21 protein-coding genes are annotated in these 26,150 nt (G+C 52.5%); 16 read left to right on the top strand and 5 right to left on the bottom strand.

All coding sequences use genetic code 11. From position 1 onward, the window contains the following. Positions 1-35: 35 nt before the first annotated feature. Complete coding sequence (sfsA, locus tag MCJ35_RS21485; RefSeq protein WP_025485371.1) at positions 36-761, bottom strand: DNA/RNA nuclease SfsA; 726 nt, start codon at positions 759-761, stop codon at positions 36-38. A 168-nt stretch (positions 762-929) separates the two neighbouring features. Next, entirely contained in the window at positions 930-1,775 is an 846-nt protein-coding gene (locus MCJ35_RS21480; protein ID WP_025485372.1) for a PD-(D/E)XK nuclease family transposase, read from the bottom strand. A gap of 257 nt (positions 1,776-2,032) precedes the next feature. Between MCJ35_RS21480 and thrC the strand changes: the two genes are divergently transcribed. The 9 genes from thrC to rho all read left to right on the top strand — a co-directional run bounded on the left by thrC (position 2,033) and on the right by rho (position 16,622). Beyond that, positions 2,033-3,526, top strand: coding sequence for a threonine synthase (gene thrC, locus MCJ35_RS21475; RefSeq protein ID WP_227808576.1), 1,494 nt, complete (start codon positions 2,033-2,035; stop codon positions 3,524-3,526). A 122-nt stretch (positions 3,527-3,648) separates the two neighbouring features. Next, the gene (gene fba / locus MCJ35_RS21470; RefSeq protein ID WP_008720067.1) at positions 3,649-4,512 is read left to right on the top strand and encodes a class II fructose-1,6-bisphosphate aldolase; all 864 of its coding nucleotides are present in this window, start codon (positions 3,649-3,651) and stop codon (positions 4,510-4,512) included. Between the two features lie 300 nt (positions 4,513-4,812). Then, on the top strand, positions 4,813-6,927 hold the full coding sequence (locus MCJ35_RS21465) for a glutamine synthetase III family protein (protein WP_025485373.1): 2,115 nt from the start codon (positions 4,813-4,815) through the stop codon (positions 6,925-6,927). Positions 6,928-7,350: 423 nt separating this feature from the next. Further along, positions 7,351-9,222 carry a phosphotransferase gene (locus MCJ35_RS21460; protein WP_025485374.1) on the top strand — a complete coding sequence of 624 codons (1,872 nt, stop codon included), beginning with the start codon at positions 7,351-7,353 and terminating at the stop codon, positions 9,220-9,222. A 105-nt stretch (positions 9,223-9,327) separates the two neighbouring features. Further along, entirely contained in the window at positions 9,328-10,401 is a 1,074-nt protein-coding gene (locus MCJ35_RS21455; protein ID WP_008720063.1) for a PspC-like choline-binding domain-containing protein, read from the top strand. 79 nt (positions 10,402-10,480) lie between these two features. Continuing rightward, a complete protein-coding gene (locus tag MCJ35_RS21450) occupies positions 10,481-12,331 on the top strand; it encodes a GH25 family lysozyme (protein WP_240299648.1) in 1,851 nt (616 codons plus the stop codon). A 179-nt stretch (positions 12,332-12,510) separates the two neighbouring features. Next, on the top strand, positions 12,511-13,239 hold the full coding sequence (locus MCJ35_RS21445) for a polysaccharide deacetylase family protein (protein WP_008720061.1): 729 nt from the start codon (positions 12,511-12,513) through the stop codon (positions 13,237-13,239). A 28-nt stretch (positions 13,240-13,267) separates the two neighbouring features. Further along, positions 13,268-14,584: an AAA family ATPase gene (locus MCJ35_RS21440; protein ID WP_008720060.1), complete on the top strand. Its 1,317-nt coding sequence runs from the start codon at positions 13,268-13,270 to the stop codon at positions 14,582-14,584. Positions 14,585-14,819: 235 nt separating this feature from the next. Continuing rightward, positions 14,820-16,622 carry a transcription termination factor Rho gene (gene rho, locus MCJ35_RS21435; protein WP_025485379.1) on the top strand — a complete coding sequence of 601 codons (1,803 nt, stop codon included), beginning with the start codon at positions 14,820-14,822 and terminating at the stop codon, positions 16,620-16,622. Here the strand turns inward: rho and MCJ35_RS32270 are convergent. From MCJ35_RS32270 to MCJ35_RS21425, 3 genes are all read right to left on the bottom strand, one after another. Continuing rightward, positions 16,609-16,752 (bottom strand): DUF6783 domain-containing protein, encoded by a 144-nt coding sequence (locus tag MCJ35_RS32270; RefSeq protein ID WP_488473320.1) that lies wholly within the window; start codon positions 16,750-16,752, stop codon positions 16,609-16,611. The genes rho and MCJ35_RS32270 overlap by 14 nt on opposite strands. A gap of 50 nt (positions 16,753-16,802) precedes the next feature. Beyond that, positions 16,803-17,258 carry a large-conductance mechanosensitive channel protein MscL gene (gene mscL, locus MCJ35_RS21430; protein ID WP_034577480.1) on the bottom strand — a complete coding sequence of 152 codons (456 nt, stop codon included), beginning with the start codon at positions 17,256-17,258 and terminating at the stop codon, positions 16,803-16,805. Positions 17,259-17,390: 132 nt separating this feature from the next. Further along, on the bottom strand, positions 17,391-17,873 hold the full coding sequence (locus tag MCJ35_RS21425; protein WP_025485382.1) for a MarR family winged helix-turn-helix transcriptional regulator: 483 nt from the start codon (positions 17,871-17,873) through the stop codon (positions 17,391-17,393). 276 nt (positions 17,874-18,149) lie between these two features. On the opposite strand from MCJ35_RS21425, the gene MCJ35_RS21420 reads away from it, so the two are divergent. The 7 genes from MCJ35_RS21420 (at position 18,150) to prfA (ending at position 26,110) form a co-directional block, all read left to right on the top strand. Beyond that, the gene (locus MCJ35_RS21420) at positions 18,150-19,343 is read left to right on the top strand and encodes a MalY/PatB family protein (RefSeq protein WP_008720052.1); all 1,194 of its coding nucleotides are present in this window, start codon (positions 18,150-18,152) and stop codon (positions 19,341-19,343) included. Between the two features lie 84 nt (positions 19,344-19,427). After that, a complete protein-coding gene (locus tag MCJ35_RS21415; RefSeq protein ID WP_240299647.1) occupies positions 19,428-20,723 on the top strand; it encodes a cation:dicarboxylate symporter family transporter in 1,296 nt (431 codons plus the stop codon). A gap of 56 nt (positions 20,724-20,779) precedes the next feature. Further along, entirely contained in the window at positions 20,780-22,477 is a 1,698-nt protein-coding gene (locus tag MCJ35_RS21410) for an FAD-dependent oxidoreductase (RefSeq protein ID WP_240299646.1), read from the top strand. A 355-nt stretch (positions 22,478-22,832) separates the two neighbouring features. Beyond that, positions 22,833-23,039, top strand: a complete 207-nt coding sequence (gene rpmE / locus MCJ35_RS21405) for a 50S ribosomal protein L31 (protein WP_025485384.1) — start codon at positions 22,833-22,835, stop codon at positions 23,037-23,039. A 105-nt stretch (positions 23,040-23,144) separates the two neighbouring features. Then, entirely contained in the window at positions 23,145-24,203 is a 1,059-nt protein-coding gene (locus MCJ35_RS21400) for a DUF1385 domain-containing protein (RefSeq protein WP_025485386.1), read from the top strand. Continuing rightward, complete coding sequence (gene prmC, locus MCJ35_RS21395; RefSeq protein WP_025485387.1) at positions 24,157-25,044, top strand: peptide chain release factor N(5)-glutamine methyltransferase; 888 nt, start codon at positions 24,157-24,159, stop codon at positions 25,042-25,044. The genes MCJ35_RS21400 and prmC overlap by 47 nt, the downstream gene beginning before the upstream one ends. Continuing rightward, positions 25,037-26,110: a peptide chain release factor 1 gene (gene prfA, locus MCJ35_RS21390; protein ID WP_008720046.1), complete on the top strand. Its 1,074-nt coding sequence runs from the start codon at positions 25,037-25,039 to the stop codon at positions 26,108-26,110. Before prmC ends, prfA begins: the two co-directional genes overlap by 8 nt. Positions 26,111-26,150 lie beyond the last annotated feature (40 nt).

Here is a 26,150-nt window from a genome sequence, read left to right as displayed (position 1 = left end):
GATGTGGAAGCCCCGGCTTCTGCCTGGTACCTGAATCATTCCAGGATTACAGCTACCGGAGCATCAACCGTCATGGTATCCGGCGTTATGGTGCAGTCATATGCCAGCACATGGACACCGGCCCTGGCTGCGGCCCGCAGCGCATCGCCAAATGCGGGGTGGGTGGTGTCATTGGGTCTGAATCCGTGGACTCCTTTCATCTGGATGACAAACAGTACATAGGCCTCATAACCTTCCTGCACCGCCTTCTCCAATCCGTGAAGATGCTTAATCCCCCGCTCAGTGGGCGCGTCCGGGAACATGGCCATGCCATCTGTTTCCAGGGTCACCCCCTTTACCTCCATAAAGGCAGGCCGGGTCCCGCTGCCATTTATCTCATTAAGGGTAAATGCCAGGTCAAACCGGGAATCACCGTGGGTCACCTCGCGCTGCAGACTGTCAGGCGCCCAGCCAGGCAGCCCCGGAATGCTTTCCTGCGCATCCAGCCATTCCCAGGCAGCCCGGTTGGGCGCCTGGGAATCCATGTTAATCAGGATTCCGCCCTTATATACCCCAATCAGGTCATATTCTGTCTTACGTCCGGCGGCCGCGGCATCCGGATGGTATTCAAGGATTACCTTTACGCCGGGAATTAACAGCTCCCTGCACCGCCCTGTATTTTTCACATGGCAGACAACGGTCTGCCCCTCCAGCTTCACATGGGCTATGAAACGGTTGGGGCGGCTTATGAAGGTTCCGGTTTTTATATGCTGGTAAATCATGGAAGGTTCCTCCTGGTCAAAGTGTACGGATACCCATCCGGATATGGATCAGGATGGATATCCATTCCTGCAATCCACACATATGTGGTAAAACAGGCGATACTCAATTATATAGAAACCAGACGGAGGAATCAAGCTGAATCTGCATGAAAGCAGCCATGCTTCATATTAATCTTTTGGAATATATTCAGCCAGATACTTCCCGGCTTCCTCCTGGCTCAGGGAAAATCTCTTTACCAGTTTTGCCAGTATCTGTTCCTCTGTCCTATGCTCTTCCAGGTTATCCAGGATGAATGCGGCTATTCCCGCCGCCATTCCCTCTGCTTTCCCTTCTGCCCGTTCCCTATCAAGGATATCACACATAATATCAATTCCCTCCTTCTTCTCCTTCAGCAGCCTGACCCTTGCAGCTAAATGCGGAAATGTCCCAGTCTCATAGTCAGCAGCCGAGTGTACCATATAATCCAGCAGCTCCCTTTGTTCCGGCGTGTCTGCCGCGCCTTCAAAATTAACATATAACTCATGGACCCCATTATTTAAAACGGTTCCGGTTCCATCCACAACCCGGATTATTTCGTTAATTCCTCTGTTCCTTCCAATAAAATCCTTTTTCGTAATATAAATCAGATAAACCTCTGGAATGGATTCAAAATCCGTTCCCTTTTCAAGATAGCTCATGTCAAGGCTGCTTAGGTGATAGCGGACCCGCCGGACATGATCTTCATCCTCCTGGGGGTGCATTTCCACATTTACCAGACAGCCATTCCTGTCCTCAGCCAGCACATCTAATACCACGGAGCGGTTTTCCACATTGCGGATGGAATATTGGGTTTTCACTGATTTAATCTTCAGCTCCTTCCTGGTAAGGATCTGCACCACTTCCTGGCAGGCATCTATATCCTCCACTGTTTTACCAAAGAATATATCGCTTGTCAGATTGAACTGGCTGACCTTTTGCCGCTTTTCCTCATAGCTTTCCAGCCTGCTTTCACTGCGTCCTACTTTTTCCTGCATAAATTCCTCTCTTTCGTTCTTATGCAGGAACAGGTCTGCCTCCTATCCTGCATGTTTGTCATAAATGGGTTTTAAAGCAAGATACGGGTTTAACCTAGATAGGCCATATAGAATAATTAAGATGTATTGCTTTGGCTTCATTGTAGCATATCTCCCCGATGGCTGCAAGCGTTCCGAATTTCAGTTGCGCCAGCCAGTGAAATGTGTTAATATTTCAATAATAAATGTGAACATAATATAAAAGCGAGGACAAGAGTATGGGATTAACCTATCAGAGTACAAGGGGCGGTGAAGCAGGTGTGCCGGCATCCATGGCCATCCTGAAGGGACTGGCAAAGGACGGCGGCCTGTTCATGCCCACAGAGATACCAAAGCTTGACGTGCCAATGGAGAAGCTTGGGACCATGACCTACCAGGAAACAGCCTACGAGGTCATGAAGCTGTTCCTTACGGATTACAGTCCCGGGGAACTTAAGGACTGCATAGCAAAGGCCTACGACAGCAAATTCGACACAGAAGAGATTGCGCCCCTGGCAAAGGCCGACGGCGCATATTTCCTGGAGCTATATCACGGAAGCACCATAGCCTTTAAGGACATGGCCCTTTCCATCCTGCCCCATCTCATGACAACGGCGGCTAAGAAGAACCAGGTGGACAAGGAAATCGTGATACTGACAGCCACCTCCGGCGACACGGGAAAGGCGGCCATGGCTGGCTTTGCCGACGTGCCTGGCACCCGTATCATTGTATTTTATCCAAAGGACGGGGTCAGCAAGGTACAGGAACTCCAGATGCGCACCCAGAAGGGAGCCAACACCAGCGTGGTGGCAATCCACGGCAACTTTGACGATGCCCAGACCGGTGTGAAGAAGCTGTTTGGGGACAAGTCCCTGGAGGCTTTACTGGATTCCAGGGGCTTCCAGTTCTCGTCCGCCAATTCCATCAATATCGGCAGGCTGGTCCCGCAGATTGTTTATTATGTATATGCATATGCCAGGCTTCTGGCCAATGAGGAGATTGCGGACGGCGAGCAGATTAATGTGGTGGTCCCGACAGGCAACTTCGGCAATATCCTGGCAGCCTACTTTGCAAAACGCATGGGCGTCCCGGTTAAGACACTGATCTGCGCGTCCAATGACAATAAGGTGCTGTATGATTTCTTTACAACGGGAACCTATGACAGGAAGAGGGATTTCATCCTCACCAATTCCCCGTCCATGGATATCCTGATTTCCAGCAACCTGGAGCGCCTGATTTATCTGAGCACCGGCTGTGACGCCGGGGCCAGCGCGGCTTTGATGCAGGATTTATCCGAGAAGGGGAGCTATACCGTCACAGAGGATATGAAGGCATTCATGTCCGATTTCGCAGGCGGCTTTGCAACCCAGGAGGAAAATGCTGCCACCATCAAGAGGATATTTGACAGCACCGGTTACCTGATTGACACCCATACGGGCGTTGCGGCCACGGTATATGAAGCCTACAGGGCGGAAAGCGGCGATAGGGCAAAGACCGTCATCGCCTCCACGGCAAGTCCCTACAAGTTCTCTGACAGCGTAATGGAAGCAATTGCCGGACCTGAAAGCATCAGGGACAAAGACGGATTTGAGGTGGTAGACGCCTTAAGCAGCCTGTCCGGAGTGGATGTCCCGGCCGCGGTTGAGGAAATCCGCCACGCGCCGATCCGCCACAACACAGAGTGCGATGTGGATAAAATGGAAGAAGCGGTAAAAGCTATCCTTGGAATCTGATTCATGGTTCCGATGCAGCACGAATCATAAATTACAAAAAAACATCTTCCTTTTTGTTCGCAGCTGCGATATAATAGGTGAGATAGTTAATAAAATAACAAACTTTATAAGGAGGGTATCAAATGTTAGTTTCAGCAAAAGAGATGCTTGACAAGGCTAGGGAAGGCAAGTATGCAGTTGGACAGTTTAACATCAATAACCTTGAGTGGACCAAGTCCGTGCTGCTGACAGCAGAAGAACTCAAATCTCCGGTTATCCTGGGCGTATCCGAGGGCGCAGGAAAGTATATGACAGGCTTTAAGACAGTATCTGCCATGGTGAAGGCCATGATGGAAGAACTGAACATCACGGTTCCGGTTGCCCTGCATCTGGACCACGGCTCATACGAGGGCTGCTATAAATGTATCAAGGCAGGCTTTACCTCCATCATGTTCGATGGCTCCCATTATCCAATTGAGGAGAACATTGAGAAGACCAAGGAACTGGTTAAGATTGCACATAACATGGGACTGTCCCTGGAAGCTGAGGTGGGCTCCATCGGCGGTGAGGAAGACGGCGTTGTGGGTCTTGGCGAGTGCGCGGATCCCAATGAGTGCAAGGCCATTGCTGACCTGGGAATCGACTTCCTGGCAGCAGGCATCGGCAATATCCACGGCAAATATCCGGAGAACTGGCCAGGCCTGCGCTTCGACGTGCTGGAGAATGTGAAAGCGGCTGTAGGCGACATGCCTCTGGTCCTTCACGGCGGAACCGGCATCCCTGAGGATATGATTAAGAAGGCAATCAGCCTGGGCGTTGCTAAGATTAATGTTAACACGGAGTGCCAGTTAACCTTTGCGGCAGCTACCAGGGAGTACATCGAGGCCGGTAAGGACCAGAGCGGCAAGGGCTTTGACCCAAGAAAGCTGCTGGCTCCGGGCGCAGATGCAATCAAGGCAACTGTAAAAGAAAAGATGGAATTATTCGGTTCTGTTGGCAAGGCTTAATTCCTGAGATATTAAGACAGCTTAATAATGCTTATTAGAATAAAAATCATGTTTTCCTGAAAAACTGCTTGCAATTTCAAAGGAAATGGTTTATTTTAATAAAGAACAAAGGTGTTCTCTCTCAAGGGGAGAGCACCTTTTTGTTATATATCCGGCCGGATTGAATAAAATTACGGGAAATGGTATCTGGATTTAGACAGGATGACAGGATTTTGGAAAAAGGAAGCGGAAGCCCGGAAAAAGGAAGAACCCAAAAGGAAGAATCAAAAAGGAAGAATCAAAGAGAGGATGGAAGAATCTATGAGCGATGTATTGAATGTATCTGAGATATTCGGGAAAAATGTGTTCAATGATGCGGTGATGAAGGACCGTCTGCCTAAAAATGTTTATAAGAAGCTGAAAAAGACAGTGGAAGACGGTGCGGAACTGGATCCCAGTATTGCGGATGTGGTGGCGCACGCCATGAAGGACTGGGCAATTGAGAGGGGGGCCACCCACTATACCCACTGGTTCCAGCCTCTGACCGGCGTGACAGCTGAGAAGCATGATTCCTTTATCTCTGCCCCAAGCGATGGCAAGGTAATCATGGAATTCTCCGGCAAGGAGCTGATTAAGGGTGAGCCGGATGCATCCTCCTTCCCATCAGGCGGCCTGCGCGCCACCTTTGAGGCCAGGGGGTACACGGTCTGGGATTGTACCTCCCCTGCGTTCTTAAGGGAAGACGCCATCGGCGTCACCCTTTGTATCCCCACCTCCTTCTGTTCTTATAAAGGCGAGTCCCTGGATAAAAAGACGCCCCTGCTGCGTTCCATGCAGGCGGTGAACGAGCAGGCCTTAAGGATCCTCAGACTTTTTGGCAACACAACCGCCAAAAGGGTTGCGCCGTCCGTGGGGGCGGAGCAGGAATACTTCCTGGTTGACCGTGAAAAATACTTACAGCGCAAGGACCTGATTTACACCGGACGCACCCTCTTCGGCGCCATGCCTCCCAAGGGGCAGGAGCTGGAGGACCATTACTTTGGCGCCATCCGCGAGAGGATTGGTTCCTACATGAACGATGTGAATAAAGAGCTTTGGAAGCTGGGCGTCCCGGCCAAGACGCAGCACAACGAGGTTGCGCCTGCACAGCACGAACTGGCCCCCATATATGAGGGCGTGAACCAGGCAGTGGACCACAACCAGATTGTAATGGAGACACTGAAAAAGGTGGCTGGCCGCCATGGCATGGCATGCCTTCTCCATGAGAAGCCATTTGCAGGCGTCAACGGTTCAGGAAAGCATAACAACTGGTCCCTGACAGCGGATGACGGCACCAACCTTTTAAACCCAGGCGACACGCCTCATGAGAACATCCAGTTCCTTCTGGTGCTGGCATGTATCATCAAGGCAGTGGACCTCCACGCAGACCTTTTGCGGGAATCAGCGGCCGATGTGGGCAATGACCACAGGCTGGGTGCCAACGAAGCGCCGCCTGCCATCATTTCCATCTTCCTGGGAGAGCAGCTGGAGGACGTGATTGACCAGCTGTGCAGCACAGGAGAAGCAACCCACTCCAAGAAGGGCGGCACCTTAAGGACCGGGGTTGACATCCTTCCTGACCTGGATAAGGATGCCACGGACAGGAACAGGACCTCGCCCTTTGCATTTACAGGCAACAAGTTTGAGTTCCGTATGGTGGGTTCCTCGGATTCCATCGCAAGCCCCAACACCGTGCTGAACACCATTGTGGCGGAAGCGTTCAAGGAAGCTGCCGATAAGCTGGAAAAGGCCGACGACTTCGACATGGCGGTCCATGACATGATTAAGGAAATGCTGGCAGCCCACAGAAGGGTCATCTTCAATGGAAACGGCTACTCTGACGAATGGGTTGCAGAGGCAGAGAAGAGGGGCCTTCCAAACATCAGGTCCATGGTGGAGGCCATCCCTGCCCTGACAACGGATAAGGCGGTGAAGCTGTTCGAGGCCTTCGGCGTGTTCACCAGGGCGGAGCTTGAATCCAGGGCTGAGGTTGAATATGAGAACTTTTCTAAGGCCATCAACATAGAAGCCAGGACCATGTACGATATGGCAAGCAAGTCCATTATCCCGGCAGTCATCAGATACACTACACAGCTGGCGGCATCCATTTCAGCGGTCAAGGGCGCCTGCCCGGAGGCGGATGTGAGCACACAGACAGGACTTCTCATGGAGACCTCCGGCCTGCTGTCCGATATGAAGGCGGCGGTATCCAGGCTGGCTGAGGTAACGGAGAAGGCAGCCTGCGCGGATGGCGGGATTGCCCAGGCAACCGCCTATCACAGCGAGGTGGTTCCGGCCATGGAGGCTTTAAGGGCGCCGGTGGATAAGCTGGAGATGATTGTGGATAAGGAATTGTGGCCCATGCCCAGCTACGGCGATCTGATTTTTGAAGTATAGGCTGGCTGCCGCGGCATCCTGTATGTGGCAGATTGGCAGCATAGGCTGGCCGTTGCAGCATCAGGCATGTGACAGATTGGCAGCATAGGCTGGCCGCCGCTGCATCCTGTATGTGACAGATTGGCAGCATTGGCTGGCCGTAGCAGCATCAGACAAGTGACAGATTGGCAGCATAGGCTGGCCGCTGCAGCATCAGGCATGTGACAGATTGGCAGCTGTCAGGTTAAGGGGAAATGAGTATCAGGATATATCAATCATTTGAGAAAGGGGTCTGCCGTCATGGAACGGAGGCCCCTTTTTCATGCCCTTTCCATGTAGTCCTGATCCGGCTTGCATTTTCCGGTGGATGTGCTATAATGTTCATATATTTTGATTAAATACATATTTTGAACATAAATGGGACGGAAGCGAGGATTTGTATTGATGGACAGACATGGACTTGTGTGCAGGACAGTGCTGGAGCAGCCGGATATCACCCAGAGGGAGATGGCGCAAAAGCTTAAGGTATCCCTGGGGACCGTTAACGGGCTTATTAAGGAGTGCATCGGAAAGGGATACATTGCGGAGCGCACGGACGGCGGGGGCGGCTCCGGGTGGGAGCTTACAGGAGAAGGACGGCGCCTTTTGGAAGGGTATAAGGTGGACGGTGCATTAATCATAGCGGCCGGGTTTGGTTCCAGGTTCGTTCCCCTGACATTTGAAACCCCCAAGGGGCTTCTGGAGGTATTCGGGGAGCGCATGATAGAACGCCAGATATGCCAGCTCCATGAGGCGGGAATCACGGATATCACCATAGCGGTGGGGTATCTGAAGGAAAAGTTTGAATATCTTATGGATAAATACGATGTAAAGCTTCTATATAATCCTGAGTATTCGGACAAGAACACCCTGGCAACCATCTACAGGTCCAGGAAGGTCTTAAAAGGGCGGAACATGTATGTGCTGGCCTCCGACAACTGGATGAGGGAGAACATGTACCACGCATATGAATGCGGGGCATGGTACAGCGCTGCCTATCAGGACGGCGAGACCAAGGAGTGGTGCCTTTCCTTTAACAAGAGGGGGCGCATCACGGACGTGAAGATAGGCGGACGGGACCAGTGGGTCATGTACGGGCCGGCCTATTTTTCCAGGGAGTTCTCCGCGCGGTTCCTTCCCGTGCTGGAGGCCTATTACAAAAGCCCGGGCACGGAACAGTTCTACTGGGAGCAGGTATACGTGGACATGCTCTCAGGCGAGGCCAGGCGCCGCCTGGAACAGGAGGATGGGGAGCTGCTTAACGAGGCCGTGAGGGCCAGCGGCCTGTCCCCCGCCCATTGGGATGAGATTGAAATGGATGCAAACCGCCAGCCCGACAATCAGGTGTATGAGTTCGAGAACCTGGAAGAACTGCGCTTATTCGACCCCAGGTATCAGAACCACTCCGACAACGCGGCCATGAAGCTGGTGGCCGAGGTATTTAAGGTGCCTGAATCCCAGATTAAGGATATACGCTGCCTGAAGTCCGGCATGACCAATAAGTCCTTCCTGTTCAAGGTAGGGGAGCGCCACTGTATCTGCCGCATCCCTGGTCCGGGCACAGAGCTTCTTATTAACAGGAAGCAGGAAAAACAGGTCTATGACGCCGTGGCCTGCCTTGGTATTACCGAGCATGTGATTTATATGAACGACCGGACCGGTTATAAGATAGCCGAATATTACGAGGGGGCCAGGAATGCAGACGCCTCGGACTGGTCCGACATGGACCGGTGCATGGAAATGGTGCGCAGGCTCCATCAGTCAGGCATCACGGTGGGACATGATTTTGACATCCGGGAACGGATTGATTTTTATGAAAAGCTGTGCAGCAGCCATGGCGGCATCCTGTTCGAGGACTACCAGGAGGTGCGGGGGTGGATGGACTGGCTCATGGACCGCATGGACGCCATGGACCGCCCCAAATGCCTGAGCCATATTGACGCCAATGTGGATAACTTCCTGTTCCTCGGGGACGGCGGTGTAAAACTTCTGGACTGGGAGTATGCCGGCATGTGCGACCCCATCATGGATGTGTCCATGTGCGCTATCTACTCTTACTATGATGAGGCGGACATGGAGAAGCTTCTGGCCATTTACCTTCAGAGGGAACCTACAAAAGACGAGTATTTTGCCGTCTATGCATATGCTGCCCTGGGCGGTTTCCTGTGGAGCCTGTGGGCTGTATACAAGAGTGCGCTGGGAGATGAATTCGGAGAGTACACCATCATCATGTACCGGTACGCAAAGAAATATTATAGGAAATTACGGAAATTGTAATAAAAATGTTATCAAAAGCATATGGGATTGTGCTATAATCAAAAATATGTGGAAAACTGGGGAATATTGTCCCCAACTGGATATAAGAGGCGAGGAGGATGACACATGGGACATAAAAGGTACTGGACAGCTGTCGCAGCAGCCGGTATGATTGGGGCCATGGCATTGGGGAGCGCATTTACCAGCTATGCCGCCGGCAGCTGGACAAAATCAAATGACAACTGGACCTATGTCGACAACGGCCAGGTATACACAGGATGGCTGCAGACCAGTGAGGGATGGTATTACATGGACCCGTCCACTGGTTATATGACAAAGGATTTCAAACAGATTGACGGTAAGTGGTATTTCTTCAAGCCCAGCGGCATCATGGCAACGGGCTGGGTGAACCCGGAAGAAGGCAAGTGGTACTACCTGCTGAATGACGGAACCATGGTAACCGGCTGGCTGAAAATCAGCAATGGAACCACCAGCGACTTTTATTTCATGCGCGGTAACGGGACCATGGCAACGGGCTGGCGCGAGATGGACGGGGCCTGGTACTATTTCCAGAGCAACGGCAAGTGCGTCGTGAATTCCTGGGCACAGATTAAGGACAATTGGTACCTGTTCGGCACGGACGGCAAGATGATGACCGGATGGGCCAAGGTGGACAAGGATTATTTCTACCTGAACACGGACGGGCGCATGCTGATTGGATGGCTCAGTGACAGCGATGGCAACAAGTACTACATGGATATGAGTAATGGTAAGATGTCCACGGGCTGGAAGCAGATTGACGGCTCATGGTATTATTTTAACAGCAACGGCCATATGATGACTGGCTGGATTCAGCTGGACGGCAAGTATTACTATCTGAACCCTGCCAATGAAGGAAGGATGATTGCAGGCACCACGGCAACCATCAACGGAACGCAGTACACCTTTGACGCCAGCGGCATATGCCAGAACGCCGGCGGTGTATCGGCCCAGACTCCAGGTACTGTTAACAACAGTTCCACAGGCACAAGCGGCGGTCCGGGCGCGTCAGGCGGTTCCTCAGGCATCAGCAGCAACGGGCCTGGCGGCACGTCCGGTGGGACTCCCGGAAGCAGTTCCGGAAATAATTCCACAAGCAACTCGCCTGGCGGAAGCTCCTCAGGGAGCCTGCAGGCCGGAAGGACAGACGGACCAGGCTGACGGTAAATCAGATCATGATACGGGGGATGTCACAGCGGACGGCTGAGCATCCCCCGTATTTTTATATAAGGAGAAATGTATGAAAAACAAGATGCACATGATAAGACGCTGCCAGGCACTTGCCATGGCGGGAATCATAAGCGCGGGCACCATTCTTCCCGCGGGCACCGCACTGGCCATCGGACCGGGCGAGACATCAGCCCCGGTTGTCTCATCACCAGGCCCCGGAGGCCCCGGACAGCCCGCCGCAGGTGCCACCGGAAGCACGGGAAATACGGGAGCGGCTTCCTCAGGCTCTTCCACGACCAACCCCAATGCCTGGAAAAAGGTAAATGGCACATACCAGATGCCGGACGGTACATCCATCAGCAGCGTGCTGTTCAGGGGAATCGACGTATCCAGGTGGCAGGGGGATATTAACTGGGGCCAGGTGGCTGCGGACGATGTGTCCTTTGTCATGCTGGGAACCCGCTCCAAGGGCGCGGTGGACCCATATTTCCACAGGAACATACAGCAGGCCAGCGCGGCAGGGGTTAAGGTGGGGGTCTATATCTATTCCCTTGCCACCACGCCGGAGATGGCGGTGGACGAGGCGAATTTTGTCCTGGACCTGATCCACGATTATCCGGTATCCTATCCGGTTGCATTTGACATGGAGGACTCCACCCAGGGCGCCCTGTCAAAGGATGAACTGGCGGCAATCGCCAATGCGTTCTGCGGGCGTATATCCGAAGCAGGCTATTATCCTATCATTTATGCCAATGACAACTGGCTGGCCAACAAATTAGACATGGGCAAGATGAATTATCCTGTTTGGGTTGCCCGTTACTCCGCAAAACCGGCATATCAGAACCCGGTCATGTGGCAGGCCACCAGTACGGGCGCGGTCAACGGGATCAGCGGGAATGTGGACATTGATTTCCAGTTTAAGGATTTTACAACGGTGATTCCAGGCAATACCTGGAGGACCATCCAGGGAAAGACCTATTATTACCAGAACTACGTAAAACAGAAGAACAGCTGGATTGACGACGGCACGGGCTGGTTCTACATGGATGGGGACGGCCTTGCATCCAGGGGCTGGCTTACCCTTTCAGATAAGAGATATTACCTGGATGACAGTACGGGCCGCATGATAACGGGCTGGAAGTCCGACAACAGCAAGTGGTATTACTTTGGCAGTTCAGGCGCCCTGTCCAAGGGCTGGATAGATGATAAGGGAACCTGGTACTATGCTGACAGCCAGGGCGTGATGCAGACCGGATGGCTGGACGACAACGGAAGAAGATACTTCCTGGAGAACTCAGGAGCCATGGCCAAGGGCTGGACCAACCAGAACGGAACGTGGTACTATCTGGATAACGCAGGCGTCCTGTCCAAGGGCTGGATTAACGACAACGGAACCTGGTACTATGCCGACGGCCAGGGGGCCATGCAGACCGGATGGCTGGAGGATGCCGGGGAGAAATACTACCTCAGGGGTTCAGGCGCCATGGCAACCGGCTGGCGCGAGATGGACGGCGCGTGGTATTACTTTGAAGGCTCAGGCCGTATGGCAAAGGGCATGATTGATGTAAACGGCCTCCATTACTATATGGATCCATCCACCGGCAGGATGGCGGCAAACACCGTGGTTGACATCAATGGGACCAGCTATCAGGCCGGCCCTGACGGTGTGCTGGGCCAGGTACAGGAAAATGCAGGCGGCCAGGACGGCGCCGGGGGCCAGCCGGGAGATGGTGCCCAGGGCGGCGGAAGCGCCCAGCCGGGCAGCACACAGCCGGGCAGTGCCCAACCGGGCGGCAGCGCCCAGTCCGGCAATGCCCAGGCCGGTACTGCACCGGGCGAAAGCCAGTCCGGCCAGACGCAGGGCAGTTCCCCCAGCGGGAAATCCGGCGGCCCAGGGGTAGTCATTACTCCGGTGGGATAGGGATACGGTGACATGCACATGAAATGACTCGAAAAGCAGTGTCCGTGAAGGACGCCATGATGGGGTGGATTCTTGCTATGATGCAGGAATCCACCCCGTTTCAGAATCCCATGCATTTTTCCTTCCACTCCTGACATATACTGGATAGATAAAGGGCATCAGGTGAAAGAGGGCATAAGGTGAAACTGGGAAATAAAGTAAAACTTCTGGCTGTTGTCTGTGCGGCGGACGTGATCCTTCTTGGGGGACTGTGCCGTACTGTCCTGGGAAACCGGCCGGTCCATGCCGCGGCAGGGAATGGGGCGTGGGTCCAGGAGGGCGGGGAGACCATGGAGCGGGCCAAAGGGCTTGAGGGCAAATGCGTGGCCCTTACATTTGACGACGGTCCCCATAAGGAGTGTACCGCCCAGCTGCTGGACGGTCTGAAGGAAAGAGGCGTCAGGGCCACATTTTTCCTGATGGGACAGAACATAGAGGGCAATGAAGAGCTGGTGAAGCGGATGCATGATGACGGCCATCTGATTGGAAACCACAGCTTCAGCCATGTCCAGCTGACCAAGGCCGGGGCCAGGTCCGTGTGCCAGGCCGTGGACAGGACCAGCATGATGATAGAGGACATAACCGGGGAACGGCCGCAATACATGAGGCCGCCCTTTGGGGACTGGAATGAGGAACTGGAGTGCGACGTGGGCATGACCACGGTGCTGTGGTCCGTGGATTCCCTGGACTGGAAACTGAGGAATAAGAATAAGATTGTGAAACGGGTCTTGAAAGATGTGGAGGATGGGGATATTATATTAATGCATGATATTTTCCCCACTTCGGTACAGGCTGCGCTGGAACTGGTTGACACGCTTACCAGGCAGGGATATACTTTTGTTACGGTTGATGAACTGCTGATTGATTGAGATAGGACACGGCAGAAAGGGTAAGACGATGGATTTATTTGATTATATGAGAGAGAACACCATGGAGACAGAATCCCCGCTGGCTTCCAGGCTCAGGCCCAGGACCCTGGATGAGGTGGTGGGGCAGCAGCATATAGTGGGCGTGGATAAACTGCTTTACCGGGCAATCAAGGCGGATAAGCTGGGATCCATTATTTTCTATGGCCCTCCCGGCACGGGAAAGACCACCCTGGCCAAGGTGATTGCCAATACCACCAGCGCGGATTTCAAGCAGATCAATGCCACGGTTGCCGGCAAGAAGGACATGGAGGAAGTGGTTAAGGGCGCCAAGGATAATATGGGCATGTATGGCAGGAAGACCATATTGTTCGTGGATGAGATCCACCGCTTTAATAAGGGGCAGCAGGATTATCTCCTGCCCTTTGTGGAGGACGGCACGCTGATCCTTATCGGGGCCACCACGGAGAATCCGTATTTTGAGGTGAATGGGGCCTTGCTGTCGCGTTCCAGGATATTTGAACTTAAGCCGCTGGAGAAGGAGGATATCAGGGAGCTGATACACAGGGCGGTGTATGATAAGGAACGGGGCATGGGGGCTTACGACCCGGTGATTGATGAGGATGCCGCTGATTTCCTGGCAGATACGGCCAACGGGGACGCCAGGGCGGCGCTTAACGCAGTGGAACTTGGCGTCCTGACAACGGAACGCGCAGAAGACGGTAAGATACATATTAATCTGGCAGTGGCCCAGGAATGCATCCAGAAGCGGGTGGTGCGGTATGATAAGAATGGGGACAACCACTATGACACGGTTTCTGCATTCATCAAGAGCATGCGCGGTTCGGACCCGGATGCGGCTGTCTATTACCTGGCCCGGATGCTCTATGCCGGGGAGGATATCAAATTCATTGCCAGAAGGATAATGATATGCGCGTCAGAGGATGTGGGCAACGCGGATCCCCAGGCATTGGTGGTGGCTGTGAATGCGGCACAGGCCGTGGAGCGGATCGGGCTTCCGGAAGCCCAGATCATCCTGTCCCAGGCAGTGACCTATGTTGCCACCGCGCCAAAGAGCAATGCGGCCTGCATGGCTGTATTCAAGGCCATGGATGCAATCAGGGACCAGAGGACCATGCCGGTTCCGGTCCATCTGCAGGATAAGCATTATAAGGGAGCTGAGAAGCTGGGGCACGGGGCAGGATATAAGTATGCGCATGATTATCCCAAGCACTATGTAAAACAGCAGTACCTGCCTGACGGTATGGAGGGGGCGGTGTTCTATGAACCTTCAGATAATGGCTATGAAGCCCGTATAAAAACCCATATGAGCTGGCTGACAAACTAAAATTATTTCAATTTTCACTTTACATTCCGTAATATTCGTGTATATAATAGGGCTATACATAGATTGGCTGACAGTTTTCTTACGCTGTCAGCAGTCTGTTAGTCCCAAGCAATTCGCAAATCTGGAATAAACCCCGAATTTGATTGAACATAAGATAATACCCCCGAGTGTTGGAAATAGACCATCAGTCTGTCTTGACGGATGAGTTGATTAATATTGGATAAGGAGAGATACTATGCGGGAAAAATTGCAGACACTTCCTCTTGCAGAATTAAAGGAAATGGCTAGAAACCAGGGTATTAAAGGAATCAGCAGCCTGCGCAAGGCTGAGATCATCGACCTGCTCTGCGAGGCGGCAGAGAAGAACCCGGAAGTAAAGCCAACTGAAATCAGAAAAGAGGAAAGACGCCAGGCGCCGGACAATGCCCAGCCCAGGCAGGAGACTGTGAAGCCCAGACAGGATAATGCCCAGACCAGGCAGGATAACATCCAGTCCAGACAGGACAATGCCCAGTCCAGGCAGGACAATGCCCAGTCCAGGCAGGATAATGCCCAGACCAGGCAGGATAACATCCAGCCCAGACAGGATAATGCCCAGACCAGGCAGGATAACATCCAGTCCAGGCAGGACACCATCCAGTCCAGGCCCCAGGAATCCCAGGACAGACAGGAAAGCCGTAACCAGGAGCCAAGACGTAACACCAACCGGTCTTACGAGAATAATAAATATTCAGCTAACAAGTCCCAGCAGAACAGGCCCCATACCAATTACAGCCAGAACCAGGGGTCGAACCAGCAGTCCGAAGGCGGCGAGCGCGCTTCCAGGAATGACTCCAGGACCGATTCCAGGGCGGAGGGCAGGAGCGATACGACAGGTCTGTCCAACCAGGATATGGCAGAACTGGACAGCGGGATTGAAGCCAATGGTATCCTGGAGGTAATGCCTGATGGATTCGGATTCATCCGGTGTGAGAACTTCCTGCCGGGTGAGAACGACGTGTATGTGGCGCCATCGCAGATCCGCCGCTTTAATTTGAAGACCGGTGATATCATCGCAGGCAACAGAAGGGTCAAATCAGCCACTGAAAAGTTCGCAGCCCTTCTTTATATCAAGACGGTGAACGGATATCCTTTAAGCGCTACGGAGACAAGGCCTAATTTTGAGGATTTAACGCCCATCTTCCCTAACCAGCGTCTGCATATGGAGATGCCTGGCGTGAAGACATCCGTTGCCATGCGCGTGCTGGACCTTCTGTCACCCATCGGTAAGGGACAGCGCGGAATGATCGTGTCCCCGCCAAAGGCAGGTAAGACCACCCTGTTAAAGCAGGTGGCCAAGGCCATCACCACCAACCATCCGGACATGCATCTGATGATCCTCCTGATTGACGAGCGCCCGGAGGAAGTGACGGACATCAGGGAGGCGATTGTAGGCCCCAATGTGGAAGTAATCTACTCCACCTTTGACGAACTGCCAGAGCGCCATAAAAGGGTTTCGGAGATGGTGGCGGAGCGCGCCAAGCGTCTTGTGGAACACGGCCGGGATGTCATCATACTTTTAGACAGCATCACACGCCTTGCAAGGGCATATAACCTGACGGTTGCGCCCAGCGGCCGTACCCTTTCCGGCGGTCTTGACCCGGCGGCCCTTCATATGCCCAAGCGCTTTTTCGGCGCTGCCCGCAACATGCGTGAGGGCGGAAGCCTGACCGTGCTGGCAACTGCGCTGGTGGATACCGGAAGCCGTATGGATGATGTTGTATACGAGGAATTTAAGGGAACCGGCAACATGGAGCTGGTCCTGGACAGGAAGCTGTCAGAGAAACGTATCTTCCCTGCCATTGATATCCTTAAGTCAGGTACGCGAAGGGATGACCTTCTGCTGACCAGGGAAGAGGCAGAGGCGGTGGATATCATACACAAAGCAACAAACTCCATGAAGCCCGAGGACGCCGTGGAAAAGATACTGGATCTGTTCGCAAGGACCAGGAACAACAGGGAGTTTGTGGAGAACGCCAAGAGAATCAGGTTTTATTAGGGCGTGTTTGAAAATTCATTCCCGCCATCTGCACGCCCCGCTTCGCGGCAAATCTGGCCCCAATTCGGTCAACGTAGCCCGCTACGCCTCCCTCATCGGGACCAGATTTCCCACAAAGTGGGACGCACATCTGACGGAAAGCAATTTTCAAACACGCCCGGGCGTATTTGTGCCGCAGCGTCAGGCGGAAGCATTTTTCTCTTTTAACAGGTCGCGGATTTCGGCCAGAAGTTCCTCCTGGGTGGGACCGGCAGGCGCGGGCGCCTCTTCCTTTTTCTCTTCCTCATGGCGAAGGCGTGAGCTGATGACGGCAACGGTCTTGATCATGAAGAACATGCAGGCCCCGATGATAATAAAATCAAGGACATTTTGAAGGAAGCTGCCATACAGTATGGCGGCTTCTGCTTTTACCACCTCGCCGCCAGCCTTTACTTCCGGGCTGAGCACGTATTTGAGCGTATTGAAGCTGGCCCCGCCCGTGAGGGCGCCGAGGATTGGCATCAGGATGTCATTTACAAGGGATGTGACGATTTTGCTGAACGCGCCGCCTATGATGACGCCCACAGCCATGTCGATGATGTTTCCTTTCAGTATGAACGCTTTGAATTCTTTCATTACATTGTTCAGGTTACTCATTTTGTAATCCTCCTATCATTTGTAGTTTCATGTGTTCTGTGTATAGTGCTCCATCCAGCCGGCAAATTGTTAATAATTTATCATTCTTAAACCATATCCTTCCCCGTGTAAGGCGCGGTCATTTCTAAAATCCTATGACTCCAGGTCTGACTTGAGAAGTTCGTTGTATTTATCAATAATCCTGTAAAATGCATCCACATCCGCCTGGCCGCATTGTTCAATCAGATAAGATGTGGTCTGGGTGATGTCGGCCACGTCATATGCCTTGTGGACACTGGAAAGCCTCTGGCCTTTATCCGTCACATAGAGGCAGACGGATTTCTCGTTGTTCTCCTTGAAGCGCTTCTCAACGTATCCGGAATCCACCAGCCGTTTGATGACCTGTGAGATGGCGCTTTTGCTTTTGTGCCACAGCTTTGACAGTTCCGTGGCAGTGATTCCCGGGCAGTCGTCGATGTATGTAAGGGTGTGTATCTCCATCATATTAAAATGTTCATTCTCATAGGTGTGATGGGCATAGATGTAATTGTGATATAGAATGACGAATTCATACAATGTATTCGCCCTTACATTCAGCTTCTGGTACGCGCTGTTGATATCTGTAAGATGGCTCATATGGGTATTGGCTCCTGTTCTTATATAATGTCTGTACATGTTATAGTAACATATCTGGAAAAGGGCTTCAATGCTTTATTTTAACCAAAACAGGAAAAATAGTAAAGTTATAGAACAATATTGAAAAAATATAGTCGTTTTAATGTGCAGAATGCCCTTGTTATTAAAAAAAATACAAAGTATATTGACATTATGCACCAAGTATTTTATAATATAGTTTATCAAGTGAACAATATTTAAAAGCTTGCTTACGCTTGGGAAAGGATGGTATGAAAGATGGACTTTGAGAAGTTCTGTAGGGAGAATTGTGTGGAACGCCGGGGTACCGGTACACTGAAGTGGGATTCACTCCAGGAGATTTTTGGGGATGCAGACCTGCTTCCGCTGTGGGTGGCTGATATGGAGATACAGTCCCCGGCTGTTGTCAGGGAGGCGCTGACAGAGCGTGTGAAGCACGGTGTTTTTGGCTATGGGAAGGTGGAGGATGAATACTTTGATTCTTTCTTTGCATGGCAGAAGAAGCATCATAATGTAGAACTTGCCAAGGAGAACGTCCGCTTTGCCACTGGGGTTGTGGGTTCCCTGTACGCGGCGGTAAGGGCCTATACCAAGGAGGAGGCATCTGTAATCATCTGTCCTCCTGTGTATTATCCATTCTATGATGCTATTTTAAATACAGGAAGGAAGCTTGTGACATGCGAGCTTGACAACGACCATGGATATTACAGCCTGGATTTTGAGAAGTTTGAAAAGGAAATTGTTGATAACAAGGTAGAGATGTTCATCCTGTGCTCTCCTCATAACCCGGTAAGCCGCGTATGGTCTGAGGAGGAACTGGATACCATGTTCTCCATCTGCCGTAAGCATGGGGTGCTGGTTGTTTCGGATGAGATCCATCAGGACTTTACATACGAAGGGAAGCCTTTTGTGTCCTCTGCATGTGTGAAGGGCGGGGAATACAAGGATATCCTGATTACCCTGAACTCCGGCTCCAAGACCTTTAACCTGGCCGGACTCATCCATTCCCATGTCATTATTTTTGACGGGAAGCTGATGGAAGCGTATGATGCCTACATTAAGGGTATCGGCTCCCCTGAAGTGAACCTGATGGGTATCACCGGTATGGGCGCTGCTTTCAGAGGCGGGGAAGAGTGGCTTTCGGATGTCAAGGCCCTGATCCTTCACAACTACGATTATATGAAGCAGGAATTTGCCAGGGAACTGCCTGAGGTCATTGTTACGCCTCTGGAGGGAACCTATCTGTCATGGATTGATCTTAAGGGCTATGTGCCGGGAGATGAGACAGCCAGGTTCATCCAGGATAAGTGCAGGCTGGCCTGTGATGTGGGTGAGTGGTTCAGCGTCATGGCACAGGGATACATCCGTATCAACCTTGCCACAGATACAAAGAATATTAAAACTGCAGTTGCAAGCATCATCAATAACATCAAAGAAAGGTTGGGGGAATAAATGGCTGTCACTATCAGTGTAATCTGTTTTTTGGCGTATCTGGGATTCTTGTTTTATTTAGGAAAAAAAGGAAAATCTTTTAATGTGCGTGTTGTGGCCGGTCTGTTCGGCGGTATTATATTTGGCGCAATCTTAAAGTCAGTGGCTGACGATGCGGCTGTTTCCGAGAGCCTGCGCTGGATCAGCCTGGTGGGGACCGCATATACCAAGCTTTTGAAAATGATGGTCATCCCGTTGATTTTCGTATCTATCGTGTGTGCCATCATCAACCAGAAGTCTGGTAAGAACCTTGGTAAGATTACAGCCCTTGTGCTGGTAATCCTTCTGTCAACAGCGGCAGTCGCAGCGGTTGTGGGCGGCGTTACGGCCCAGACCTTCGGCGTCAGCGCAGAGGGACTGGAGATTGGCGAGGCCGAGACACAGAAGACGGCCCAGCTGGAGGAAAAGGCCCAGGAGGGACTTTCCATTGAGAATACCATCATTGATATCATTCCGTCCAACCCAATCTATGCCCTGACCGGACAGGGAAGCAATGCAACCCTTTCCGTGGTGCTGTTCGCGGCATTCCTTGGAATCGGCGTCATCGGGGTGCGGACCTATGCCCCGGAACAGGCGGAGTTCTTCAGTAAAATGATGAACTCGCTAAATACCCTGGTGGTGGAAGTGGTCATGATGATCATCATGCTGACTCCGTTCGGCATCTTCTCATTGATGACCAAGACCATTGCGGGAAGTGATTATACCAGTATACTGCGGCTTGTGACCTTTGTGCTTGCTTCCTATACGGCCATCATCATCATGTTCGTAATCCACGGACTGATACTGGCCTTTGCAGGACTCAGCCCATTTGTATACTTTAAGAAGGCCATGACCACCCTGGTATTTGCATTTACCTCCCGTACCAGCGCAGGCACCCTTCCACTGACCATCCGTACCCTGACCGATGAGATGGGCGTGGACAATGGCGTTTCCAACCTGGCAGGTTCCCTGAGCACCTCCATCGGACAGAACGGATGCGCTGCGATTTATCCGGCCATGCTGGTAGTGATGGTGGCGCCTGCCGTAGGACAGCCCATCACACCATCCTTCTTCATCCTGATGGTGGTTGTCATCACTTTTGCTTCCATCGGTATTGCCGGAGTGGGCGGCGGAGCGACATTTGCCGGAATCACGGTATTATCCGCACTTGGGCTTCCTGTTGGAATCGCAGGACTGTTAGTTGGTATTGAGCCAGTCATCGATATGGCAAGGACCGCGCTGAATGTAAGCGACGGCATGGTTACGGCCCTGGTATCCGCCAAGATGACCAAGAATATTGATATGGATGCATATAATGATAAATCCAGGAATCTGGATAAGAAGCCTGCAGCGAAAGCTTAATGGCAATAGGCCGGAAAAGGCTGAGAGTTAAAATAGACTGTAAAGGATGTGTGAACATGGGAAAACGTGTGCTCATTGTAGGAGGAGTTGCCGGAGGCGCTTCCGCGGCAGCCAGGGTAAGGCGCCTGGATGCGGACGCATCAATCACCATATTTGAACGGGGAGAGCATGTATCATTCTCCAATTGCTCCCTTCCCTATTATTTAAGCAGGACCGTGGAAGATAAGGACTGGCTTGTGCTTATGACGCCGGAGGGATTTAAGGCGTCCTATGATATTGAGGTAAGGGTTAACAATGAGGTGTATGGCATTGACCGGGAGCGCCAGGTCATCCTGGTCCGGGACAGTGTGTCCGGCCGGGAATACGAAGAGGCTTATGATGAGCTGGTCCTTTCACCTGGATCATATCCAATCCGCCCCAGGTCAATCGAGGGAGTATCCCTTCCCCATGTCTTTACGGTGCGCAATGTGAATGACATCGCAAAGCTGGACCAGTACGTGTCCAGGGAGGAAATCCGCAATGTGGTTGTGATCGGCGGAGGCTTCATCGGGCTTGAGGTGGCTGAGAACCTTAAGGCAGCCGGGAAACATGTGGCTGTGGCGGAAGCCGCGGACCAGATCATGATGCCGTTTGATTATGATATGGCCCAGATCCTGCAGAAGGAACTTCATGACAAGGGCGTACAACTGGCTGTGGGGGATGGCGTAAAGGCAATTGCTGGGGATAAGGTCACCTTGAATTCTGGAAAGGAGCTGCCCTGCGACGCGGTGGTGCTCTCCATCGGCGTGCTGCCTGAGACGGAACTGGCAAGACAGGCAGGACTGGAACTTGGGGAAACCGGGGCCATCAGGGTTTCAGCTGATTACCGCACAAGCGACCCGCATATCTACGCGGTGGGCGATGCCATTGAAGTTTACAACCAGCTGACCCGCAGGCCGGTGAAGCTGCCCCTGGCCGGCCCGGCCCTGCGCCAGGCAAGGGCTGCCGCCGATGCCATGTACGGCATACCAAACAGGAACAGGGGTGTCATCGGTTCCTGCGCGGTAAGGCTGTTTGAACTGAACGCCGCTGCCACAGGGCTTAACGAGAGGACGGCCCGGGCCAGCAATATCCCATGCGATTCTGTGTACACCATGTCCATGGATAAGGTGGGGCTGATGCCGGGAAGCGCGCCCATGCATTTCAAGCTTGTATTTGAGGTGCCCACGGGAAGGATCCTGGGAGCCCAGGCCATTGGAAAGGGCAATGTGGATAAGAGGATTGACGTGGTTGCAACCCTGATAGCCATGAACGGCACCCTGGAGGACTTAAAGGACCTGGAGCTGTGTTATTCACCTGTGTTCGGAACTGCCAGGGACGTGGTCAATCTGGCGGCCCTGGTGGGACTGAACGTGCTTCACGGCGTATTTAAGCAGGTCCATGTTGGCGAAGTGCGCGGCCTGGTGGAGGATAAAGCCTGCATCATTGATGTGAGGGGCAGGGATGAGTTCGAGGCAGGCCACCTCATAGGGGCAGTCAATATCCCATTGGGCGAGCTGCGCCAGCGCACGGAGGAGATACCCAGGGACAGACCCGTATACCTGCATTGCAGGACCAGCCAGAGAAGCTATAATGCAATCATGGCGTTAAAGGGCCGCGGTTTTGATAACATCATCAACATTTCCGGCTCATTCCTGGGAATCAGCTGCTATGAATATTTCACGGATGTGACAACGGGCCGGGAGAAGATTGTAACGGAATATAATTTTATGTAAAATGATTTAAAACGGTAAATGCTTCATCGGGCGGCAGACCTTTAAGACAGGTCATGCCGTCCGATTTTCAGATATTTATGGTCCGGCCCGCCCTGTTGTGGGATTATTCGGACAGGCTGAAAAACATCTTGCAATCCCGGACAATTTATGCTATACTGTGTAAGCTGTCTGGATTGACGGCAGTTTTAGCATCTGCGTGAGTCAGAACCTTACGGTGAGGATGCGTTTAACTTGAACAGTGCTGATATCTGTGCGTTCTGGTGACGGCGGGAGCCGGCTGCCTGTAATGTACAGAGGCAGATTGGCATACAGGCCGCGGTCGGAAACCGCAAATATTATCAGAGAGGTGAAAGAAATGAGAGAAGGAATCCATCCAAATTATTACCAGGCAAAGGTTGTCTGCAACTGTGGTAATGAGTTCGTAACAGGATCAACAAAGAAAGACATCCACGTGGAAATCTGTTCCAAGTGCCATTCATTCTATACCGGCCAGCAGAAGGCTGCTCAGGCCCGTGGACGTATTGATAAGTTCAATCGTAAGTATGGCATGAATGCTAACTAATAGGCAAAAAAGATGAGGGTTGGGCTTGGCATCAGGCTCAGCCCTTTCTGGTTTATGCGGCGCGGCGCCAAAACCGCGCGGTACAGCACAGAAAGGTAAGAAAGGATGAAATATTCAGGAATTGGCGGTCAGGCCGTAATTGAAGGCATCATGATGCAGAACGGCAATGATTACGCCATCGCGGTCCGCAAGCCGGACGGGGATATTGAGGTGAAAAAGGATACCTACGTAAGCATTACCAGGAAGCATAAGTTTCTTGGGCTTCCGTTTATCAGGGGTATTTTCAGTTTTATAGATTCCATGGTCGTGGGCATGAGGGCCCTGACCTGGTCCTGCAGTTTTTTCGAGGATGACGAGGAGGCCCAGCCCAGCCGGTTTGAGGCGTGGCTTGACAAGGTCTTTGGGGAAAAGCTGGAGGGCATCCTCATGAGTGTGGTGATGGTATTTTCCTTTGTCATGGCCATCGGTATATTCATGGTGCTGCCGCTTCTCATTGCGCGCTTCTGCAAAAGCTTCATCCACTCAGAGACAGTGATGGCCATACTGGAGGGCGTGATCAGGATTGTCATCTTCATTGCGTATATCAAGCTGGTATCCAGGATGGAGGACATAAAGAGGACCTTCATGTACCACGGTTCGGAACACAAGTGCATTAACTGCATCGAGCACGGGTTAGAGCTGACCGTGGACAATGTAAGGGCCAGTTCCAAGGAGCATAAGCGCTGCGGGACCAGCTTCATCATGATTGTAATGATCATCAGCATCCTGTTCTTCATGGTAATCCGAGTGGATACCATCTGGCTTAGGATTGTCAGCCGTATCGTGCTGATACCCGTAATCGCAGGCGTGTCCTATGAGTTCCTGCGCTTTGCAGGCAGGCATGATTCCAAGCTGGTGAATATCTTAAGCCGTCCCGGTATGTGGATGCAGGGACTGACCACCACCGAGCCGGATGACAGCATGATTGAGGTTGCGATTGCAGCGGTTGAAACCGTGTTTGACTGGAGGAACTACCTGGATGAGACATTTCCCGGATGGAAGGAAAACAGCGCCGGGATCCAGGTCGGCGGTACAGGCAGTGCCTGTGATGAAAAGAAACACAAAGGAGCGGCAGGACATGACCATGCAGCAGCTGCTATGGCAGGGAACGGAGAAACTGAATAGAAGCAGCGTGCCGGACGCGGGTCTGGATGCAAGGTATCTTCTGCTGGAGGCATTTGGCCAGAGCCTGGCCTCCTTCCTGGCGGTAAAGGATAAGGCCCTTCCTGAGGATGAGAAGACATTTTCAAAGTGCAGGAAGTACGAGGAAATGATTGACCGGAGGGCGGAGCGGATTCCCCTCCAGCACCTGACAGGCGTCCAGGAGTTCATGGGATTTGAGTTTTATGTAAATGAACATGTGCTGATTCCAAGGCAGGACACGGAGATACTGGTGGAGCTGGTGTTAAAGGAGCAGAAGGGAAAAGATGCAGCGCTTCTGGACGTATGCACCGGATCCGGATGCATTGCAATCAGCCTGGCCCTTATGGGCGGCTACCGGGATGTGACGGCCCTGGACGTGTCAAGGGAAGCCCTGGCAGTTGCGGCCCGGAACGCACAGCGTCTTCTGAAGGAGCATGAGGGTGAGTTCAACCTGATTGAGAGCGACATGTTTGAACGCCTGGAACCTGACCGCAGATATGACATCATTGTCTCCAACCCGCCCTATATACCCAGCCACGACATAGAAGGGCTGGAGCCTGAGGTGAGGGATTACGAGCCAAGGATGGCCCTGGACGGAACCGCTGACGGACTTGCGTTTTACCGGATACTGGCAGAGGGATGCAGGAAGCATCTCTGCCCTGGGGGATGTGTGTATATGGAGATTGGATTTGACCAGGGACAGGCGGTAAGCCGGATGTTTGAGATGCAGGGATATGTGCAGGTGGAAGTGATGAAGGATATGGCCGGGCTGGACCGGGTGGTGCGTGCCGGTTGGAAGGAGACAGGAGGGAATTATGTTTGATAGATTAGATGATATGTTAATCCATTATGAGGAATTGATGCTGATGCTGGGGGACCCGGCTGTGACCCAGGACACCAAGCGGTTTACCCGGCTTATGAAGGAGCAGGCAGACCTGGCGCCCATCGTGGAGGCTTATAAGCAGTATAAGCAGGCCAAGCAGGACGTGGAGGACAGCCTGGCCCTCCTTGAGGAGGAAAACGATGAGGAGATGCGCGAGATGGCCAAGGAAGAACTGTCCGATGCCAAGAAGCGTATCGAGGAACTGGAGCATGAGCTGAAAATCCTCCTGCTTCCCAAGGACCCCAATGACGACAAGAACATCATCCTGGAAATCCGCGCAGGCGCTGGCGGTGATGAGGCGGCCCTGTTCGCCGCGGAGCTGTACCGTATGTACTCCAACTATGCGGACAGCCACAGATGGAAGGTTGAGATCATCAGCCTGAATGAAAACGGAATCGGCGGCTTCAAGGAAGTGGTGGCCATGGTTACCGGCAAGGGAGCCTACTCCAAGCTTAAATACGAAAGCGGTGTACACCGCGTGCAGCGTGTGCCTGAGACAGAATCCGGCGGCCGCATCCATACCTCCACTGCAACGGTTGCCGTCATGCCTGAGGCAGAGGAAGTGGATGTGCAGATTGATATGAACGATATCCGTATCGACGTAATGCGTGCGTCCGGCAACGGCGGCCAGTGCGTCAATACAACGGATTCCGCGGTACGTCTGACCCATATGCCCACCGGAATCGTGATTTACAGCCAGACAGAGAAGTCGCAGCTTCAGAACAAGGAAAAGGCCTTCCGCCTGCTGCGCTCCAAGCTGTACGACATCGAGCTGGAGAAGCGCCAAAGCTCCGAGGCGGAGGAGCGCCGCAGCCAGATCGGCACAGGCGACCGTTCTGAGAAAATCCGCACCTACAATTTCCCTCAGGGCCGTGTGACGGACCACAGGATTAAGCTGACTTTGTATAAGATTGATTCCATTATGAACGGGGATATCCAGGAACTGCTGGATAACCTGATTGCGGCGGATCAGGCGGCGAAGCTGGCTAAGATGAGTGAGATGTAAGGGAAACGGCTTGGGAAAATTTTTGAGCCGGAAGAATTGA

Source organism: Enterocloster sp. OA13 (assembly GCF_022440595.1).
GTDB classification, from domain to species: domain Bacteria; phylum Bacillota; class Clostridia; order Lachnospirales; family Lachnospiraceae; genus Enterocloster; species Enterocloster hominis.
Note: the sequence above shows the minus strand (reverse complement) of the source record. Positions and strands in the feature narration are given on the sequence as shown.